The organism is Candidatus Kuenenia sp. (genome assembly GCF_039794105.1).
In the GTDB taxonomy this organism is placed as follows: domain Bacteria; phylum Planctomycetota; class Brocadiia; order Brocadiales; family Brocadiaceae; genus Kuenenia.
Map to the genome: position 1 here is coordinate 46369 of NZ_JBDIWA010000006.1, position 21021 is coordinate 67389.

At 38.6% G+C, this 21021-nt stretch carries 11 protein-coding genes; 5 read left to right on the plus strand and 6 right to left on the minus strand.

The window, feature by feature from the left end; genetic code table 11:
* Positions 1-327: 327 nt before the first annotated feature.
* The 5 genes from ABJL82_RS05175 to bioA form a co-directional block, all read right to left on the minus strand.
* Positions 328-1329 carry a methyltransferase gene (locus ABJL82_RS05175; protein ID WP_347273656.1) on the minus strand — a complete coding sequence of 334 codons (1002 nt, stop codon included), beginning with the start codon at positions 1327-1329 and terminating at the stop codon, positions 328-330.
* A gap of 42 nt (positions 1330-1371) precedes the next feature.
* The gene (locus ABJL82_RS05180; protein ID WP_347273657.1) at positions 1372-3048 is read right to left on the minus strand and encodes a B12-binding domain-containing radical SAM protein; all 1677 of its coding nucleotides are present in this window, start codon (positions 3046-3048) and stop codon (positions 1372-1374) included.
* Between the two features lie 158 nt (positions 3049-3206).
* Positions 3207-4538, minus strand: a complete 1332-nt coding sequence (gene thiC, locus ABJL82_RS05185; RefSeq protein ID WP_347273658.1) for a phosphomethylpyrimidine synthase ThiC — start codon at positions 4536-4538, stop codon at positions 3207-3209.
* Positions 4539-4921: 383 nt separating this feature from the next.
* Complete coding sequence (gene bioD / locus ABJL82_RS05190) at positions 4922-5629, minus strand: dethiobiotin synthase (RefSeq protein WP_347273659.1); 708 nt, start codon at positions 5627-5629, stop codon at positions 4922-4924.
* 33 nt (positions 5630-5662) lie between these two features.
* On the minus strand, positions 5663-7027 hold the full coding sequence (gene bioA, locus ABJL82_RS05195; protein ID WP_347273660.1) for an adenosylmethionine--8-amino-7-oxononanoate transaminase: 1365 nt from the start codon (positions 7025-7027) through the stop codon (positions 5663-5665).
* Between the two features lie 393 nt (positions 7028-7420).
* Between bioA and ABJL82_RS05200 the strand changes: the two genes are divergently transcribed.
* On the plus strand, positions 7421-8956 hold the full coding sequence (locus ABJL82_RS05200) for a GGDEF domain-containing protein (protein ID WP_347273661.1): 1536 nt from the start codon (positions 7421-7423) through the stop codon (positions 8954-8956).
* 155 nt (positions 8957-9111) lie between these two features.
* Here the strand turns inward: ABJL82_RS05200 and ABJL82_RS05205 are convergent, their stop codons facing one another.
* Positions 9112-9345, minus strand: a complete 234-nt coding sequence (locus tag ABJL82_RS05205) for a hypothetical protein (RefSeq protein WP_347273662.1) — start codon at positions 9343-9345, stop codon at positions 9112-9114.
* A 410-nt stretch (positions 9346-9755) separates the two neighbouring features.
* On the opposite strand from ABJL82_RS05205, the gene ABJL82_RS05210 reads away from it, so the two are divergent.
* From ABJL82_RS05210 to ABJL82_RS05225, 4 genes are all read left to right on the plus strand, one after another.
* A complete protein-coding gene (locus ABJL82_RS05210) occupies positions 9756-12800 on the plus strand; it encodes a DNA methyltransferase (protein ID WP_347273663.1) in 3045 nt (1014 codons plus the stop codon).
* 83 nt (positions 12801-12883) lie between these two features.
* Complete coding sequence (locus ABJL82_RS05215) at positions 12884-13537, plus strand: DUF3800 domain-containing protein (RefSeq protein WP_347273664.1); 654 nt, start codon at positions 12884-12886, stop codon at positions 13535-13537.
* A 351-nt stretch (positions 13538-13888) separates the two neighbouring features.
* Positions 13889-17059 (plus strand): DEAD/DEAH box helicase family protein, encoded by a 3171-nt coding sequence (locus tag ABJL82_RS05220; protein WP_347273665.1) that lies wholly within the window; start codon positions 13889-13891, stop codon positions 17057-17059.
* Positions 17060-17090: 31 nt separating this feature from the next.
* On the plus strand, positions 17091-21020 hold the full coding sequence (locus ABJL82_RS05225) for a hypothetical protein (RefSeq protein ID WP_347273666.1): 3930 nt from the start codon (positions 17091-17093) through the stop codon (positions 21018-21020).
* The last annotated feature ends 1 nt before the right edge of the window (position 21021 follow it).

Here is a 21021-nt window from a genome sequence, read left to right on the forward strand (position 1 = left end):
AAAGTGTTAGATGTATTGCTCTTTCTAAAAAATCCGTAACAATATGTGTCATACATCGCTATTATCGGAATTTTTCAAAAAAACTAAATCGTTATAAAAATTTACTATTCATATAATAGAAAACATATAGTATAAATCTCGGAAAATCTGTGCTAAGTTATCAAATAAAAGGACTTATGTCAAGTAATTTGAACCGGTAACGGTTTTGCCCTTATTGGCCATAAAAACGTTTTTGCGATTCTTTTTTATTATGAGCCCTCCATGAACTGCTGTCTGCGAAGGATGATGAAATCCGTCACTTTATTTTTAGCCGGTCATTAGGATTGTTTATTTTTTGCCAATAATTAACGAAGAGTTTGATTGCAGATCGGTTCGTGTGATTTTTTTACAACCAACTGTTTCCAGCCAGGAACGATATTCTGTCTCGCTGTAAGACGCCCCTTCCTGTGTACCGATGAGCATATTAAGGCTAAAAAGTGCGGCAAACTGAGGATGTGTTTTTGTTTCATCAAGAACAAATTCATGAATAATTAACGTGCCCTCATTTTGCAATGCCTTCCAGCATTTTTTGAGTACTGTTATATTATTCTCAGGGTTGTATATGTGTAATAGATTGGAAACGAGAATTGTGTCGTAACAATTAGTGCCAAAATCATCTTCAAGGCAGTTTCCTGCCAGTACTTTTATCCTTTCCTGTAACCCTGCGGCCCGAATAAAATCATGCGTTAATTTTGTCACGTGTTTCAGGTCAAAGATTACCGCATGCAATTCAGGATATTTCTTTACAAATTCGATGGAATATGTGCCCGGGCCGCCGGCAATATCAAGCATATTTCTAGGGTTCTTTAAAGGTATTGTGGCGCATATATCGTGTGATTTTACCGATGCAATATTGTGCATTGCGGTAATAAAGTCTTTTACATCATGCGGGTCTGCCTCTTCCGGCAAATCTTTTAACACGACCGCCTCTCCCGTTTTCACCGTTTGGGACAGCATAGTCCAGTTTTCAGCGATATTGTTAAAATGGTGAATGGCGTCACCCTGGTAAAAAGGCCTCCCTTTGATGAGATAGGAATTCGCTATTGGTGAATTTTGATAAAGCTTTTCCTGTTTCACAAGGAGATCGAGTGAAACAAGGGCGTCGAGCATCTTTTCCGTTGCAGTTGCATTTGCATTAATGATATGCGCGAGTTCTTCTGCGGTTAAGTGTTTATTGCCAATGGCGGTGAAGATATCTAATTCTATTGCGGTAAATAGTACCTGTGACTTCCAGTAGGCGGAGCTGAGTTGAAGTAAGTACTCAAATTGTAAATGATTTATTTCATTCATTAATCGTTCCTGTTTAAAATGGGGTAAATAATATTGATGAATTTATATTTGCTTGATTTCGTGTAAGGCATTTGCATGTAACAGTAATGATTGAATATTGTTTATTATTTCATTGTGTGTGGAATAAAAATATTCACCGTTGGGAACTATGGAGGCGTTTTCGAATTTGTGCAGGATATCTTCAAATGCGGTGATCAATGCATCGTTTAATTTTTTTAATAAGGGATAATCAAAGCGGGTATCCGAAACCATGTCGTTGCATTCAACAAAGGTTTGAGGCAAGAGGGCTAAAATATCTTTGCATATGTTTGTAATAATTACGGAAAATGCATCCGCCTGTGAATCCTTTATTTTATAAAAGATTTCATAGGGTGAAAATGAGTCATCAAGCTTTGTCTGCGATTGCATCATTGATTGATATGCAGGCGTCCCCTCGAAAACTGTTTGCCTGTGGTGGAGCAAATGAGCGGTGACCTCGGGTGAAGTCATAATGCCTGTTTCTTTCAGAAATTCAAAATTATTGCGTATGCTTTGTATGGTAGCATATGGTTCAAACATAATAAAACCAAAGGTTGGCTCTATGCCGTAATTTCTTAACAAACGAATAGCCTTTTTATTTTCCTCAGAAGTTGTGTGTTTTTTAAATCGTTTCAGAGAATTGTCATCGCCGCTTTCCAGACCAAGAAATACATTGGCAAGTCCTGCCAGTACCAGTTTTTCAATCGTTTTTTCTTCAATATCGTTGACGCGGCATTCAAAGCCGAATCGAATATTTAAACCGTTTGCAAGAATAAGATCCGCTAAAGCAGACGCCCGTTCACTTCCATATTTCCCGGGGCCAAAAAAGTTAGCGTCTGAAAAATAGAAGTTTTCAATAGCGTATTTGGTGTGTAATTTGAAGATTTCATCAAATATATTATTTGCGCTTCTGCCGCGCCATAGGCTCGTTTGTCCATAAAAGGGATTCAGGTAGCAAAAGGCACAATGCCCGTAACAACCACGGCTTCCTTGTATATACGTAACAATACCCTTTTTCCGACAGAGAGTAACATCCTGCCGGCAAGGGTAGGGTAGCTGGTCTAAATTATGGATAGGGGGCCTGGGCGTAAAAACGATCTTCCCCTCTTTATCCCTGAAAGCAAGTCCGGCAATATTCATTCCATCAGGGAATACACTTCTTCTTACCTCATTCCCCGGATTCGCAAGGGGGGGGCAAGAGAGGGGGTTTCTATCTTTTTTTAATAAGGTATTGCTTTCCGGTATTTTCGTTGAAATACGATTTCCCGATATAATACCTCTTGCGAGGTCAAGGGTTGTAAATTCAGGTTCGCCAACCGTAACAGAATCAACAAGTGGATAATCAGTGAGAATATTTTTATAAGCAAACGTGGGAAAATAACCGTAGAGATTGATGTGTAAGGCTTCATTTGCCGTTTTCAGTGTTGAGAGCATATCAAATATATTCTTTGTCCTTTCCCATAGATATACGGTATGGACACACAGAAGCTGTAATTGTTTGTTTGAGATGATATGCGTAATGGTTTCATCTATTGACCAGTCATAAAGATGTGCATTGGCAACTTCGACCGTAAGCTTGTTTTCCCGTAAAACAGAGGCGATATATCCTGTAAACAGGCATGCTGATAATGGGGCATTCACTACTTCCTCACATCGGCCTGAATTATTTAAACGTGGGTGTTCGAGCAAGACAATCGACAAGGCAATAGATCCTTTTGAAATTTGCAATAATTAACGGAACAACCCTGACAGGGTTAATATACCATACATAATTATTGAGCATGGCGTAAGAATAGTATGTCGCTGTAGTGATAATTATGACTAATAACAAAAAATCGCTGTGCTTTTGCCCTTCAGGTTCAAAACGCTGCATTGGCAGCGCTTTTCTTGCGGCTCTTGTTCAGGTCTTCTTCGTAGTATTTCATCACACCTTTAAGTGAACAAAGACTGCCGCACATTGTGCAGGTATCCTCGTCCATGGGAGGACGGCTATTGCGAATTTCCTGCGCACGTTCTTTGGTGAGGGCTGTTTCGTACTGAGTCTTCCAGTCGAGGTCTCTGCGTGCAATGCCCATTTTGAGGTCTAAGTTTTTCGCCTTGTCTTTTAGTTTTACCATATCACCTACGTGGGCGGCGATACGAGCGGCCATTACGCCTTCACGCACGTCATCCGGTCCGGGCAGGGCAAGGTGTTCAGGCGGTGTAACGTAGCAAATGAAGTCTGCGCCGTAACGTGAAGATAAGGCAGCGCCAATGGCAGATGAAATGTGGTCATATCCGGGGGCTATATCGGTAGTAATAGGGCCAAGCATGTAGAAAGGGGCGTTGTTGCTGAGCCGTTTTTGTATCAAAACGTTTGCCTCGATCTCATCGATGGGGATGTGGCCGGGTCCTTCAACGATAATTTGAACCCCTCTGCTTTGGGCATATTCTGCAATTTCGGAATTTATAATAAGTTCCTGTATCTGTGCGCGGTCAGTACTGTCATGAACTGCTCCAGCCCGTAAGCCATTTCCAAGACTGAGAATAACGTCGTGTTTTTTCATAATATCGATAAGACGGTCGATCTGTTCATAGAGTGGATTCTCTTTTTTATTATGATTCATCCATGCGGTAAGAAATGAACCGCCGCGGCTCACCAGTCCGCCATAACGGTAACCTTGCCTTTTTAATCGCTCCAGGGTAATCAAATTAATGCCGCAGTGGATAGCCATAAAACCAATACCCTCTTCCGCCTGCTGTTCTATAACATCGAAGAGGAAATCCGCTTCCATGTGTACTACAGAACCCGTTTTCTTATTTGTTTCTATTGCCGCCTGGTAAAGGGGTACGGTACCAACTGTAAGAGAAATGGAGTCCAACACCCGTTTTCTGATTTTGATTAAATCTCCGCCAGTTGAAAGTTCCATAAGTGTGTCGGCGCCGTATTTTTCAGCAGTTTGCGCCTTTTTCACTTCCATCTCGACGTCGATAATATCGGGGGAAGTGCCAATGCTGGCATTTACCTTTGTTTTTAGTCCTTTGCCGATGCCAATCACACGCGCCTTTCTATTAGGATTTCCATAAATAACGATTTGTCCTTTTGCAATGCCTTCTCGGATAAATTCCGGGGTGACGTCGTCATATACAGCAGCCTCTTTCATGGCTTCCGTTATAACGCCATCGCGTGCAAGTTCTAACTGAGTTTTCATCTATTTTTACTCCAAATTAATTAAGCCTTTAAAAACTTTCTCAAACTAAAAACTACCGTTTTCTAGTATTTATTTCACCATTGCTCACCTGGATTCCAACATAAAAAACAAGGAGTTGGCGGATAGTAGTACAGAGCGCTATTTCCCGAATAAACTCATGGATTGCAAAACTGAACCCGTTGGAAATATCTCATTGATTTTACCGCGATTATGATGCGTTTGCCCTGGCCTGATGTACTTCCCCGAAATTCATCAAATCCATCATGTCATCTCTGATTGCCATTGCAAAAATGTTTTTCTTTGTGAGGTATGCAATTACTTCATACGGGCGACATGATAATTTCGCCACAAAAAGCAACAAAAATGCGGCAAACAACGGCGTTTCATATTATAATGCTTTTGTCTACATTATCACTAAAAATTTTTAATACGGTTTCTTTATGATAATTTTCAGCATCAAGCCGTTTATCAAAGGGTATGGCGCCAAGTACCGGCACATTTGTAAACCTTTTGATCTCTTTCACCGTATAGTTTTTCAGGCATTCATTGGTATCCGCATGGTCGTTAAAGATTATTCCTTTCATGTTTACGCCATGTTCACGAGCATATGACAGGGTGAGAAGGGTATGATTTATTGTTCCGAGTGAGAGCCGGCTGACGATTATCAGGGGGAGTTTAAATTCGCGGGCTAAATCAATGATAAAATAGTGTTCATTTACAGGGACAAGCAAACCGCCTACACCTTCGACAATCATAAAATCGTGTCGTTTACAGAGTATATCAAAGGCATGTCTGATTTTTTCCAGGTCTATTGCGGTATTATTTAATTGAGCCGCAATTGTGGGCGCAAGGGGTTGTTCAAAACATATGGGGTTGATGAGTTCATAGTCGTCATCAATTTCCGCTGCTGACATAAGAAATAGCGCGTCGTCCGATACCAACCTATTGTTATGGTATTTGCCTCCTGTAGCAATAGGCTTCATAACGCCCACATTGCAACCGCTGTTTTTCAAAAGAGCGGCCAGCCCTCCCGCAACAATGCTCTTGCCGACACCTGTATCTGTTCCTGTCACAAAGCATCCTGCAGTCACAACCATTTCTCCTTAATTAATAACAATTCTTTTTTACACTTTTTCCGTAACAGTCCGTATAGACTCGTAAATAACGCCAAGTAATCTGTCCAATTCATCAATGGTAATAATCAACGGCGGCATGATGACAATGATATGGCCTAACGGACGTATTAATACTCCCTGTTTCTTTGCCTCAAGGCAGATTTGTACTCCTATGCGTTCAATCCAGGAATAAGGTTCTTTTGTTTTCGTATCTTTTACTAATTCAATTGCGGCGATTAAACCACACTGCCGTATTTCACCGACATGTTTTAATACCTTGAAAGGAGATAACTTCTCTTTCAGGTGCTGTATTTTCGGCTGTAAATTTTCCAGAATGTTTTCTTTTTCGAAGAGGTGTATACTTGCCAGGGACGCCGCGCATCCGAGGGGATGCCCTGTATAGGTATGGCCATGAAAGAAGGTTTTCAAGTGGGTATATTCTCCTAAAAAGGCGTCATATATTTCCTGCGTTGCAAGCGTAGCCGCCAGAGGCATATATCCGCCATTAATCCCTTTTGACAGAGGCATAAGGTCGGGGACGACACATTCATGTTGGCAGGCAAACATTTTTCCGGTTCGTCCAAATCCCGTCATTACCTCATCCAGAATAAGCAGTATATCGTATTGCTTACATAGTTTGCTGACTCCTGCCAGATAGCCCTTTGGATGCATTAACATACCGCCTACACCCTGTACAAGGGGTTCCATAATCATTGCAGCGACATTATCCGCGTGTTCCTGTAAAATCTTTTCCAGTGTACCGAGACATTCCATGCTGCAATCTTCCGGAATTTTATTTAACGGACAGCGATAACAGTAAGGAGAAGGCGCAAAATGTGTTTTAAAATAAAGGGGACTAAATACTTTATGGTATAATTCAATCCCACCCACCGCCATGGTGCCGATAGTGTCTCCATGATATCCATACTGTAATGCAATGAATTGTGTTTTATCTCTTCTGCCTTTATGCTGCCAATATTGAAAGGCCATTTTCAGGGCAACTTCATTTGCGGTGGAGCCATTGTCAGAGTAAAACACTTTGTTTAAACCGTTTGGTACGATTTCGATAAGTTTTTTACCAAGTTCTGAAGCGGGGATATTGGTAGGGCCTAAAAAGGTGCTGTGCGCGATTTTGTCAAGCTGTGCCTTTATGGCGTCATCGATTTCTTTCTTGCGATGGCCGTGAAGATTGCACCACATAGAGGAAACCCCATCAATGTATTCGTTGCCATCAATATCTTTCAGGTAAATTCCCTTTCCTTCCGCAATAACAAGAGGGGTTTCCTTCACGTACTCCTGCATTTGGGTAAAAGGATGCCAGAGGTAGGTCTTGTCCCATGTCTGCAATTGTTCCTTACGAATCTCTTCAAACATTATTCCACGTATCTCCTTCTTGCCATATTTCAAAATCGTCTATTTACTAAAAAGTTGTAATACTTTAGTTTTTTGAAAAATTCCAATAATCGCAGTGTAGGGGCGAAGCATTTGCTGTAAATTTTCATAAATGCGTTCATATCCAAACGGGCAAATGCTTCGCCCCTACTTTTTCAAAAAACTAAAGTGTTACAAAAAGTTGGATTTGCACACTAAACTTCAAGTATAGTAAAGCATAATAAGGTAATAGAAAATAAAAATTGAAAAATATATTTTACGGTAAATAGTAACAATTGATGTTTGTGCAGTGTATCCATGCGTTAACTATAAGTTTTAAGTGGACAAAAAGGTCCGTTTTGTAAACGCCCTATACATTAATAGTGGAGTATTGATATGAAAAAAGAAGATATTTTAAAGAATATACTAAAATCGCCAGACCTGCCAACATTACCCTCCGTAGCCTCAGAAATTATTACCCTTACATCAAAAGAGGAAACGTCTGTAAAAGAAATAGCAGACATGTTATCAAAAGACGTTTCGCTTTCTGCGAAAGTATTAAAGATCGCTAATTCTGCCTATTATGGTTTTGCGTATAAAATAAGCACCATACAACAGGCAATATCATGTATCGGAATCAATGCTATAAGGAGCCTGGTTCTTTCCTTTTCGTTTCTCTCGATTAAAGGAGGCAATAAGGCGGAATTATTCATGTATGAAGATTTTTTGGCGAAATCTCTTGCTACCGCAGTTGTTGCCAGGTTGATTAAGAATAAAATTGATAATAATGATCTTGAGGAGATATTTATTGCGGGACTTTTAAAAGATATTGGCAAATTAATTATAGCGAGCACACATCCAAAATTATACGATCAGGTTGCTAAAGAGGCACAAAATAGTGAAAAAAACATTACTGAGATTGAGCAGCAAATTATCGGTATAGATCACGCACAAATAGGCTATGAGATTACAAAAAGCTGGGGCTTCCCGGATATATTATCAGTTCCCATTCGATATCACCATTTTCCGGAAAAGAACAAAGGAGATGATAAAAAGACGCAACTTTACACAAATGTTATTTATTTTTCAGGGTTGGTATCCAACATTTTATACTCAAATGAGCCGAATAAATATTATGACACGTTTATTAAGGGAATGAAGGTTAATTTGGGTTTTAGCAAGGCATTAATTGACGATATATTGGATAAAGTTGACCTGGAGGTGGTGCATAATGCAAACTATTTTGGGTTTCATATTAAGAAGCCAAAATCTATTGAGGAGATATTGATTGAAGCAAATACAATTCTCAGTGGAATAAATCTGACGTATGATCAAATGAATAAAGAACTTATCAATGCAAAAATACAAATGCAGAAAGCGGCCAGGGAACTCGAGATAAAAAATAAGTGGCTTGAAAGTCTTGCCAATATAGACGGGTTAACGGAAGTATATAATCATCGGTATTTACAAATATTTCTTGAAAGGGAACTTAACAGAACAAAAAGGAAAAAGGGCGTTTTTTGTTTAATCATGCTCGATGTGGATAATTTTAAAAAATTTAACGATACCTATGGCCACCAGGCAGGTGATTTTATTTTAAAGGAATTGTGCGATTTATTGAAAAAGGGAATCAGAACTTATGACATACTCGCCCGCTACGGGGGAGAAGAATTTGCAATAGTCTTGCCTGAATCGGACCTGGAAGGCGCCTTGATTGTTGCAGAGAGACTGCGGCAGAAGGTTGCAGAGCATGTCTTTGCCGATAATAAAGAAAAATATAAAGTAACAATAAGCATTGGTGTGACGGAAACGAAGCCATCAATAGATAACTTAAACAGGAGCGATCTTATTGAACGTGCAGATAAGGCGTTATTAGAATCGAAGAAAAATGGCAAAAACAGGATCAGCGCCTGTTTGGATAAGAAAAAATGAGTCAGTTTCTTATATCAGTCGGGAATATCAGGGGAATATTCATGTCAAGAGGTGTTGCTCAGGGAGAGGTATTTTATGCCAACAAAGACTATCAATTCTCAGAGTATCAAAAAAAACCTCCGAAAAGTTTCAGTTAGAGATATTTGCCTTTGTCCTCATGGGAAATCATTATCATCTTTTTTTACGCACAATAGAGGCAAATCTTTTCTGCGCAATGCAATGGCTGTGGTAGAGACAGGTTTCAAACCTGTCTCTACGGGAGCATTCCCGATTTTTTTTAAGTTTTCGTAACTCCTATGCATAAACATTACACGATTCCAGGCGGGTGCCTGTCTGCCGACAGGCAGGCAGGCAGGTTTGCAACCCAATGTCATTAAGTTAAGCAACATGCCAGAAAAGTTCCCCTTAAAAAAGGGGGGATAAAGGGTAGCCAGACCGTCCTGGTCTGCGCGGGGTTTATGAAGCCGCAAAAATCCCCTTAAATAAAGAGGGTTGTTTTTAATCAAATATCCTTAACTTAATGACATTGGTTTGCAACCTGAACCTATGAGTTTATGCGTATATGCGTAATGGGGTCATGTACTCATGTACTGCGGTAAAAACCCTGTTTGGTATCTGGGATTTATTTGTCATTTGTTCTGTTCATAGAAGGCTGGATAGAAAGTATAAAACGTTTGGTTCAGGCTTCGTCGTGAGCTCAGCCGAACGGTTACAAACTTGAACCCGCACCGGGGAAAACCCAATGGGACATTGCAGGTTAACCCTGTCAGGGTTAAAAAATAGTATAGGGGTAAAATATATGGAAACACAATATGAGAAGTTAAAGAAAATATTACGGCAGATGTTCCAGATGGATCAGGCCGACCTTGATTTTGGCATCTACCGCATTATGAATCAAAAACGTGACGAGATAGAACGCTTCCTTGATAAAGAGCTGCTGCCACAGGTAAAACAGGAATTCTCAAAATACAAAGATGCCAACGCAGAGGAAAGGCAAAGGGAATTGGAGAAACTTATAAAAACGCTGAAAGACGCAGATGTTGACCCCGACACAAATCCAAAGGTTTTGATGATAAGAGAAGAGATGGCTGCCTACGGAGACGAGGAGTCATTGGCAAACGAGGTCTTTTCCCATTTAACCACGTTTTTCAGGCGCTACTATGATGGCGGCGACTTTTTAAGCCTCCGGCGTTATAAAAAGGATACCTATGCCATTCCCTATGAAGGCGAAGAGGTAAAACTTCACTGGGCAAATGCCGATCAATACTATATAAAGTCCTCTGAATATCTGCGCGATTATGCCTTTAAGCTCCCCGGTCAAAAGCGGGTGCATTTCAAGCTGGTTGATGCAATTGAGGAAAAAGACAATATCAAACAGGAACAGGGAAAAGAGAGGCGGTTTCGTCTCTCCGATAGTGAACCGATAAGGATAGAGGGGGATAATCTGTATATTCAGTTTACCTATCTACCCGACAATACAAAGCAGGCTGATCTCAATAAAAATACGTTGGAATATATAGGTAAGATGCACAACAAATCCAACGATCTCATCAACTTTGATAAAATGTTTGAACTGATGCCAACGGCAAAAAACCCACGCCGGACACTCCTTGAAAAACACTTAAACAACTATACCGCCCGGTTTAATTTCGACTTTTTCATCCATAAAGACCTCGGAGGTTTCCTGCGGCGTGAACTTGATTTCTACATCAAAAACGAGGTGCTTTTTATTGACGACCTTGATGAAAAAGACGAGAGACAGGTCTTTCAGTCCATTGGGAAAATTAAGGTCTTAAAGCGTATTGCACACAAGATTATCACATTTCTTGCGCAGATTGAAGAGTATCAGAAGAAGTTATGGCTCAAAAAGAAGTTTGTGGTTGAGTGCGGATATTGCGTAACCTTAGACCGTGTGCCTGAAGAGTTATATGAAGAAATAGTAAAAAACGATGCCCAGAGAGAAGAATGGGTAAGACTGTTTGCCATAGATGAGATTAAAAAGGATTTAACAAACCCTGGCTATAAAAAACCGCTTACCGTGAAATTTTTAAAGGCAAATCCTTACCTGATTATCGATACCAAATATTTCAACGATGCGTTTAAAGAAAAACTGTTGGCAAGCTTTGATAATATTGATGAGGCATGTGACGGGGCGATTATTAATTCGGAGAATTTTCAGGCCATTAAATTATTAGAGGAAAAATACAGAGATAAAATAAAGTGTATTCATATAGACCCTCCATACAACACGCAAACCAGCGGTTTCTTTTACAAGAACGAATATAAGCATTCCAGTTGGCTTGCAATGATGGAGAATCGAATTAAATCTGGAATTGTGCTGATGTCTACAGATGGATCCTACCTGTGCCATATTGATGAAAACGAATATGAACACTTACAATTGATATTCGAGTGTTTTTCTATTCCTAATGCAGGAACCGTAGTGTGGGATAAAAGAAATCCAATGAATGCAGGCATGGGAATAGCAACACAACACGAATATGTTATCTGGAGATCAAGACAAGAAAAACCAATCTATCTTCGAAACAAGAATATACTTTCAATGCTTGAAGTAGCTGCCAAAATTGTTAAGAAATACAGCCGCGTTACCAAGGAGGCGCAAAAAGAATATACTGCTTGGCTTAATAGTAACCCAGAACTTAGTGGTGGAGAAAAAGCATATCATTATATTGATGAGGAGGGACGCATTTATCAAAGTGTCAGTTTAAGGGCACCAGAGCCTAGGACTGATCCAAAGTTCCACAAACCTCTTATTCATCCTGTGACAGGAAAGCCTTGTTCAATTCCACCAAACGGTTTCTCTCGTACCCCTGAAACGCTTCAGTCTATGGTTGAAAGAGGCGCGATTATCTTTGGTCCGGATGAAACCATCCAACCACGCCAAAAAGTATTCTTAACAGAAGAATCGCAGAGGCAGATATCTTCTGTCATTCAAGATGGCAGAAAAGGGAAGGCAGATGTATCGCCACTCGGAGTAGATTTTCCATACTGCCATCCAGTATCTCTTTACAAGGAAATAGTAGGTGCTGCAGCTTATTCATTGAGTGATATTATACTCGACTACTTTGCCGGTTCAGGCACCACCGCTCACGCCGTAATCAATCTCAACCGTGAAGATGGTGGAAAACGCAAATACATCCTCGTTGAAATGGGGCAATATTTCGACACCGTCCTAAAACCCCGCATTCAGAAAGTCATATATTCCAAAGACTGGAAAGACGGCAAGCCGGTATCGCGCGAAGGCATTAGCCACATGTTCAAATATATGAAACTGGAAAGCTACGAAGATGCCCTGGATAACCTTATTATAAAACGCGACAAGAAACAACAAAAGGCTCTTACATCCAGCAAAACAGCAAAAGAAGAGTATATGCTTGGTTACTGGCTTGATATTGAAACACGGGAAAGCGACAGCCTCCTTAACATAGATAAATTTGAAGACCCCTTCAACTATACATTATTAATCCGCCATGATAATGAACTGAAGACAACGAAGGTAGACCTTGTGGAAACCTTTAACTATTTGATTGGACTTTATGTCGAGCAGACAGAGGTTATCCGTGGATTTAAGGTAATTCGCGGCAGGTTACGCACTGGAGAAAAAACGTTGGTAATCTGGAGAAATACAAAGGAAAAGTCCAATAAGGAACTGGATACATTCTTCTTAAAACAAGATTATAACACACAGGATTTTGAATTTGATAAGATTTTTGTGAATGGTGACAATAACCTTGAAAATCTCAAGGTTGCAGAAGATAAATGGAAGGTGTCGCTTATTGAAGAAGAGCTTAAAAAGCGGATGTTTGATGCGAAGGACGTTTAACCACTTTAAGACATTTTATAAATGTTCCTCTTGTGTACAAGCTCCTGCTTGGAAGCAAGATGAATTTATATGGAAAGAAATAGATGTTCATATTCCTTGACGAATCAGGTGATCTTGGTTTTGATTTTAAAAAGAGAAAGACAACAAAAAAGTTTGTTATTACACTTTTAGTCTGTGATTCTGATGAAGCACGACGGGAATTTACTAAAGCTGTCAGACGTACTCTCAAAAACAAATTAAACCGCAAAATGAAAAACTCACGACAAGTAACAGAACTCAAAGGAACTGGCACTTCTATTGATATCAAGAAATACTTTTTCAGGAACATAGCAAGCAATAGATGGGCTATTTATTCATTAGCGCTCAATAAATCTCGTGTGGAATCGCATCTTCAGACTAAGACCGGCAAGAAGAAACTTTATAACTTTTTATCCAGATTTTTATTGGAAAAATTAAATCTTTCAAATGCAGGGACAAATGTAGAGTTGGTAGTAGATCGATGTAAAAATAAGGAAGAGATAAGGGATTTTAATCAGTACTTAATTAACCAGCTTGAGGCATTATTACCTTTGAATACAGATTTAAATATATTGCATCTTACATCGCAGGAAAGCGCAGGATTACAGGCAGTTGATTTGTTTAGCTGGGGAATTTTCAGAAAGTATGAATGCAATGACTATGGGTGGTACACTATTTATCAGCACAAGATTGGATTTGAAACCGAATATTTACCTTGATAAATAAAAAATGCGGCCCCTGCAATGCCTATTTCCTCTGGTTCATAGCCAACCGATGGAAGGAAGCGCCAGAGGCACATTGCAGGATTTACCCGCTGATTCTAAAAAATACCAAAGCCTGACTTCTTTGTCAAACTTATTTAAAATCTATTCTAACGTTTCGGAATCTCAATATTTTTAGTTAACCAATGAACAAACCCACCCCTTAATCCCCTCCCAAGAGAGGACTTATCAAATTCCCCTCTTGGGAGGGGCAGGGATGGGTAAAAATGAATGCGGGGTTTCTGTCTGTTACAAGCCCAAACCTTGTAATGATTAGATAAAGACCCTTGCAATATATTTTATGATACTATGGCTAAAAGACGACAAAACAGACAAAAACAGGCAACATTCAACTTCGGGAAATCACTTATCCTTTTCCAATACATCCTGAGCCTTTTTGAAGCAGGCGTTCTTGGTGACTTGTGTGAGGGCATGAAGTCCTCCCAGTTGGAAGGGTTTGACGAGGATAACGTATCTCGTTTCCACAACCATCTGGTGAATAAGCTTTTTGAACGGCAGGCCCTGCCGAATGATATGCTTCTGGAATACGATCAAAATATCGTAAGCCACACCCTGCGCATTTCCGGAAGGCGCGAAGGCTTTCGCTGGAAATATTTTCAGTATATGGCGCTCCTCTTTACAGAAATTTATCTGGATAAATATTTCCAAAATGCTGAGAATTTTTTGAAGAACCTGAACGGTTTTGTTACTCAATTTAACAGAGATAAAGAGACTGACGAACATGTAGCACCATATAAACCGGAAGACCTGAATAAAATCGCCTTCTGGCAGGCAACGGGTTCCGGCAAGACGTTGATTATGCACGTCAATATACTCCAGTATCACCATTATCTGAAGAAATACAACAGACAGGGCGAGGTTAACAGAACCATTCTTTTAACTCCAAATGAGGGACTTTCTGAACAACATAGGAAAGAGTTCTGGTTGTCGGGTCTGGACGCTGAGCTATTTAATAAAGACGCAGTGGGACTCTTTCGCAGCAATGCCATTGAAATTATTGATGTGCACAAACTCAGGGAAGAATCCGGTGAAAAGACGGTGGGTGTGGATTGTTTTGAAGGAAACAACCTGGTGCTTGTTGACGAGGGACATCGCGGCGCAGGCGGAGACGAGTGGATGGATAAGCGTAATCGCTTGTGTGAACAGGGGTTTTCCTTTGAGTATTCCGCTACCTTTGGACAGGCGATGAAGGCGTCCGGCAAGAAAGACATGCTCCAGCAGTATGCGAAATGTATTGTGTTTGATTATTCCTATAAATATTTTTATCGGGATGGTTATGGTAAGGAATATTCTATCTTAAACCTTGCGGAAGACCGCTACGAAGAACAAAGACAACTCTATCTCACTGCCTGCCTGTTAAGTTTTTATCAGCAACTGCTCATATACAATGAATACGAAAGAGAATTTGCGCCATTTTTATTGGAAGAGCCTTTGTGGGTGTTTGTCGGGAGCAAAGTAAATGCGGTTCGCACGGAACGGGGAGGCAAGGTTTCTGATGTTGTTGATATTTTGCTGTTTTTAGATCTTTTTCTGAAGAACACACGACAATCAATTGACTATATCCATCGCCTGTTGACAGGAACGTCTCAGCTTAATGATACGAAGGGAAATGATCTGTTTGCCGGACGGTTTACATATTTAATTGAAAAAAGCATGAGCGCTCAGGATATGTACGCAGACGTCAGAAGGCGGGTATTTAATTGCAATACTTTTGAAGCAAAAATGCACCTGGACAATTTAAAAGATATCCAGGGCGAAATTGGTTTAAGACTTGGGGATAACGAATATTTTGGCGTCATTAACGTTGGCGATGACCGCGACCTGATAAAACTCTGCGAGCAAAATGGTCTTACAACATCGGATAAAGATTTCTCCGATTCACTCTTTCATCAGCTTTCGGAAAGACATTCTCCGGTGAAAATACTCATCGGGTCAAAGAAATTTACGGAAGGGTGGAATAGCTGGCGGGTAAGCACTATGGGGCTTATGAATATGGGCAAGTCAGAAGGGTCGGAAATTATTCAATTGTTTGGGCGGGGAGTCCGGTTGAAGGGTTATAGTATGAGTTTAAAACGAAGCTCATATATAAAAACACTGAAAACGCCAAATCACATCGGAACCGTTGAAACGCTGAACGTATTTGGCGTGAAGGCTGATTATATGCGCCAGTTCAGGGAATATTTAGAAGAAGAAGGCGTGAAAGGAAAGGATGATTATGAAGAGATTGTGATACCTGCGATTTCCAACCTGGGCACAAGGAAGTTGAAATATCCCCAACTGAAAGAAGGGGTTGATTTTAAAAAACAAGGCCCAAGGCCGACACTGGGAGAGCCTGATGAATATTTGCTTGAACGACCGGTAATCGTTGACTGGTATCCTAAAATAGAAGCGATTCAGAACCGTTTGGCGCGATCTGCTGCAACCGCCACGCTTCACGAAGGAAAGCTGCGAGACGAGCATCTTGCCTTTATCGACTATGAGAAGGTCTGGTTTGAATTACAAAAATACAAGAACGAACGCGCCTATCATAACCTCAATATTAAAAAGGATATACTGCCCGTTTTACTGGAACGGACGGATTGGTATGTACTCTATATTCCGGAAGAAGAGCTTGTATTTCATTCATTTGATCAGGCGCAATTATGGCAAGACATAGCAATAACCATGCTGAAGAAATATTGTGATAATTTTTATCATGCGAAGAAGCTGGATTATGAAAAAGACAAGATGGAATATAAGTATCTGGATGAGGTTGAGGCGGCATTAGAGGCGCAAAGGAAAAAAGGCAATATCGTTGATGAGTATACATTCCTCGTTGAAAAATCCCGCGACGACATCATTGTAAAACTGAATGAATTAAAGCAGAAAATTAAGAGACATGACTTCAGCGATTTTAAATTCGGGTCTATTCGTTCATTCACATTTGATCAGCATTTATACAAACCGCTGATTTACATAAAGGATAGTGAGATAAAAGTGGTGCCGGTTGCATTAAATGAAGGGGAGAATCACTTTGTTGTTGATTTAAAGAAATATTTTGAAGGCAATGCCGGTTATTTCCAGGATAAAGAATTGTATTTGTTAAGAAACCTGGGCAGGGGTAGGGGTGTAGGGTTTTTTCAGGCGCATAATTTTTATCCTGATTTTATTATGTGGCTGGTATTTAATGGTAAGCAGTACATAAGCTTTATCGACCCGCATGGCATCCGTAATGCAAAAGGCATTGATGACCCAAAGATACGTTTTCATAAAGAGATTAAAACATTAGAAAACCAAATTGGTGACAGAGATGTTATATTGAATTCATTCATAATTTCTGTTACCGAATTTCGTCAAATAAGTTGGTGGGAAAAACAATTGAAAAAGGAAGATTTAGAGGCAAATCATGTCATGTTTCAACGTGAAAATGACATAGGTTATATAAGAAGAATATTTGGGATCTTAGGCTTCGTTAAATGAGTTATTGGCGTAATTAATAAGGAACTGAAGGATGTCAGGATTTTTTAATTCACAAATACCACCGCCAGCTAACTGGCAAGATTTTCAAACCCTCTGCTGTGACTTATGGAGAGAAATTTGGAAAGACCCAAATACTCAGGAAAATGGAAGGCAAGGACAGCAGCAGCACGGTGTAGATGTTTATGGAAGGCCAGATCAAGGAGATGATTGGGCTGGTATACAATGCAAAGGAAAAGAGAATTACTCTAATAAATCACTTACACAATATGAAGTTGAAGACGAAGTTAAAAAAGCTTTAAATTTCAAACCTAAACTCTCCCAATTTATCATCGCAACTACAGGAGTTAGGGATGCAAAAATACAAGAGATTGCTAGAATAATAACAGACGATCATCATAAAAAAAGCTTATTTTCAGTCACTATTTGGTTCTGGGATGATATAAAAAAACGTTTTGAAGACTTTCCTGGTGTATTGGAAAAATATTACCCTGGATTTACTTCTAATACAATTGGAATAAAAAAGGATATTAATGAAATTAAGGAAGCAACACATCAAACATTAAAAAACTCCGCAGAAATACCAAAAATTAATTCATCAATTTCTTCATTATCAGAAAAAATAGAGAATATTATACACCCCAACATTCCTGACACATCTACAATTCTAACGAGTGAATATCAAGCAGAAATAGATCACTCACGAGATTTATTAAAAAACCATAAACCAAGAGAGGCATTAGAGTATTTAGAGAAATTAAAAAGTCGCATCTGGTCAAATACTCAACCAATTGTTAAATATCGTCTTCTCACAAATATTGGTTCTGCAAGATTAAGTTTAGGCCAAGAGCAAGATGCTGCAAGATTATTTATAGAATCTTTACAATATAATCCCGAAGACGAAAAAGCTCTCTGCAATAACGCCCTCGGCCATTTATTATTAGGGCAGTTAGAAGATGCAAAAAGTTTTGCTAATAAAGTACTAACAAAAAATTCAGCAAATGATCTTGCCTATTCAATAATCATTCAGACTTTTTCAGACAATAAAAGTTTAGAAGATGTTATTACAGTAGTTCCCGAAGCTTATAGAAACTCACCGGAAATTGCCTATGCTATCAGCCATTTTGCCCGGAAGAAGAAGGCATTGTTAGAAGCAAAAAAATGGTTAGAAGTTGCAATTGCTAACGATAAAGAGAACATACCTTATTTCAAAGGAGATTTAGGCACGGTAATTTTGGAAATATTAGCAGAAGACAAATCTATTTTTTATGTTAATCAGATTGATGAAATAAAAAATGATGCGTTAAAAAGAGCTATTCAATTATTAACAGAGGCGTGGGAATGTATTGCCAACACGGATATCAGGAATTTCAGACCTTCATGGATTGCAAACAGGGCAATCGCAAAAGAACTTTTAGGTGATTTAGAGGGAGCCATTAAGGACTTTGAAATAGCCTTGGACATAGAACCGTCCAATCCGGTATTTATAAAACACAGAGCTATTTTATCGTGTAAAAGTAATGATAACCCAAAAGCCAAAGAACTCTTAAAAAGAATCATATTTTCTAAAGAAACTCCCGAGGCTTTGCTATTACTTGCAGAAATATTGCGAGAAGAAAACAGCGAAAACAGTTTAAAAGAAGCAATAAGGCTTATTGAAGAATTTTTAAAGAATAACTCACAAACATCATTACAAGAAGATGCCAAAAGGTTGTTAATAGATTTGTATATTGCTTCTAAAGATTTTGAAAGAGCTGCAAACACTTCTGATTCTATGAGGGCTTTAGATCCTACCAGTATCCTTAATTTAGTTGATGCAGCTCGTTTATCAAAATTCCGTGGTAAAAATGAAGATGCTATATCTTTATTAAAAGAAGCAAAGGGATACATAAACAATTATTCATCCTTTAGGCAATTACTAGCCGTTGCAAACGAATTATATTCACTAGATGAATTTGAGAATGCAGCGGATATCTATGAAAAAATAGCCAATACGGGCTTAGATAATTTTTTGACTCGCCGCCTACTTATCAGTTATTATCGTTCCGGGAAAACTGGTCAAGCACTTCAAATATGTCAATCTCTTCGTATGAAATACGGTCCTTCAAAATATGTTTCTGAAATGGAAACAGCCATATACGAAGAAATAGGTGATTTAAATGAAGCAAAAAAAGTGTGTCAAGAATACTTAAACCGATTTCCCAATGATTTTGATATGAGATTGCGTCAGGCAGTAATTAATTTACAAACAAATAACCTCCACGAACTTGATAATTTCTTAAATTCTTCAATAGATGTAAATACCTTATCATTGGAAGCCAGCCTTCAAATAGCACATCTCTGCTCGGCAAGAGGATTAGATCAAAAATCCTTTAGAGTAATGTATGAAATTCGTAGGAAGTTTTTTAATAATGGCGATGTGCATTTAAAATATATTAATTTTTTCTTTCAAAGAGAAAAGGATGCTGATCAATTTCTAAATGTTAATAATATTTGCATAGATACAGCGGTTTGCGTTAAAGATAATTCAGGTAAATGTGAATGGTATATTATTGAAGATCGGAATGATGCAGATATTTCTCGTGGAGAAATTGACTTACAACACCCTCTTGCTCAAAGGATATTAGGCAAATCAGTTGGAGATGACTTTCTTTTAAAAGAAAATAAATTTTCAAAAGAAATCGCCAAAATATCGGAAATCAAAAGCAAATATGTATATGCACTGCATGAAAGTCTGAATAATTTTGAGAAGTTATTTCCAGATATTCCCGGTTTTTGGGAGGTAAAAGTTGGTAAACCCAAAAAAACAGGTGATCTTCCAGAGGGGTTTCAACCAATTTTAGATGAAATAAGCAGACAACACGAAGCATCTCTAAAAATTAAGCAATCATATAAAGAAGGACTGCTTACTGTTGGAGCCTTTGCAAAATTGATTGGAAGAAATACCGTAGGTGTATGGTATGGCATGGTAAGTGACCCTGATTTAGGACTGAAATGTTGCCACGGAAATATTGAAGAAAGAAATATTGCTATTTCGCTACTAAACAATAAATCAAAATTAATTGTTGATATAACATCATTAATGACATTACATAGCATAAATACAGCAGATATTGTTATCCACGCCTATGGTAAATTAGGTATTTCGCAATCAACAATTGATCTTATCAAAGATACTATAGATGAACGAAAAGGATTTGAGTCAAATGGATTTATGACAATAGGGAAAGAGGGTGATAAATTTGTAAAACGCCAAATTAGTGCTGAAGATATTAGGCGTAATATTCAACATCTAGAAGCTATTTTGTGCTGGATTGATAATAATTGTGAAATTATTCCTTGTAAGGCTGCGTTAAATATAAAGAAGAGCCGTATTCAGGAACTTAATGAAATGTTTGGTAAATCATTTATAGATACGATACTAATTTCAAGTGAGTCTGGAAATTTACTTTACTCTGATGATGAAAGGTTAAGATCCTTTGCAAAAAGTGAGTTTGAAGTTCACGGAATTTGGTCACAGATTTTATTTATGCACTGTCTAAATAACAACTTTCTTGAAAGAAGTAAATATAATGAAATAATTATTAAATTGGTCAATCTTAATTATTATCACACAAGCATTGATAAGGATATTCTAATTGAAGCCGCCAAACAATCAAACTGGTCACTTTCATACCCTTATACAACAGTTCTGAAAGTACTTAGTGGTAAATTTTCTGATGAAAACTCTGCATTAAACGTAGGAACTAATTTTATATATGAATTATGGAAACAGCCAATTTTATCTCACCAGCGTGATTATTTAATACTCAACGTATTAGATACTATTGTAGTAGAACGGAATCGACATTCAATTTTAGATAAGTTAATCTATAATATAAAAAAACGATTCCGTATATTGCCACTGGCTGAAAAACAAGTTATATCATTGATTGAGATATGGAAACAAATGTATGTGTTATAAA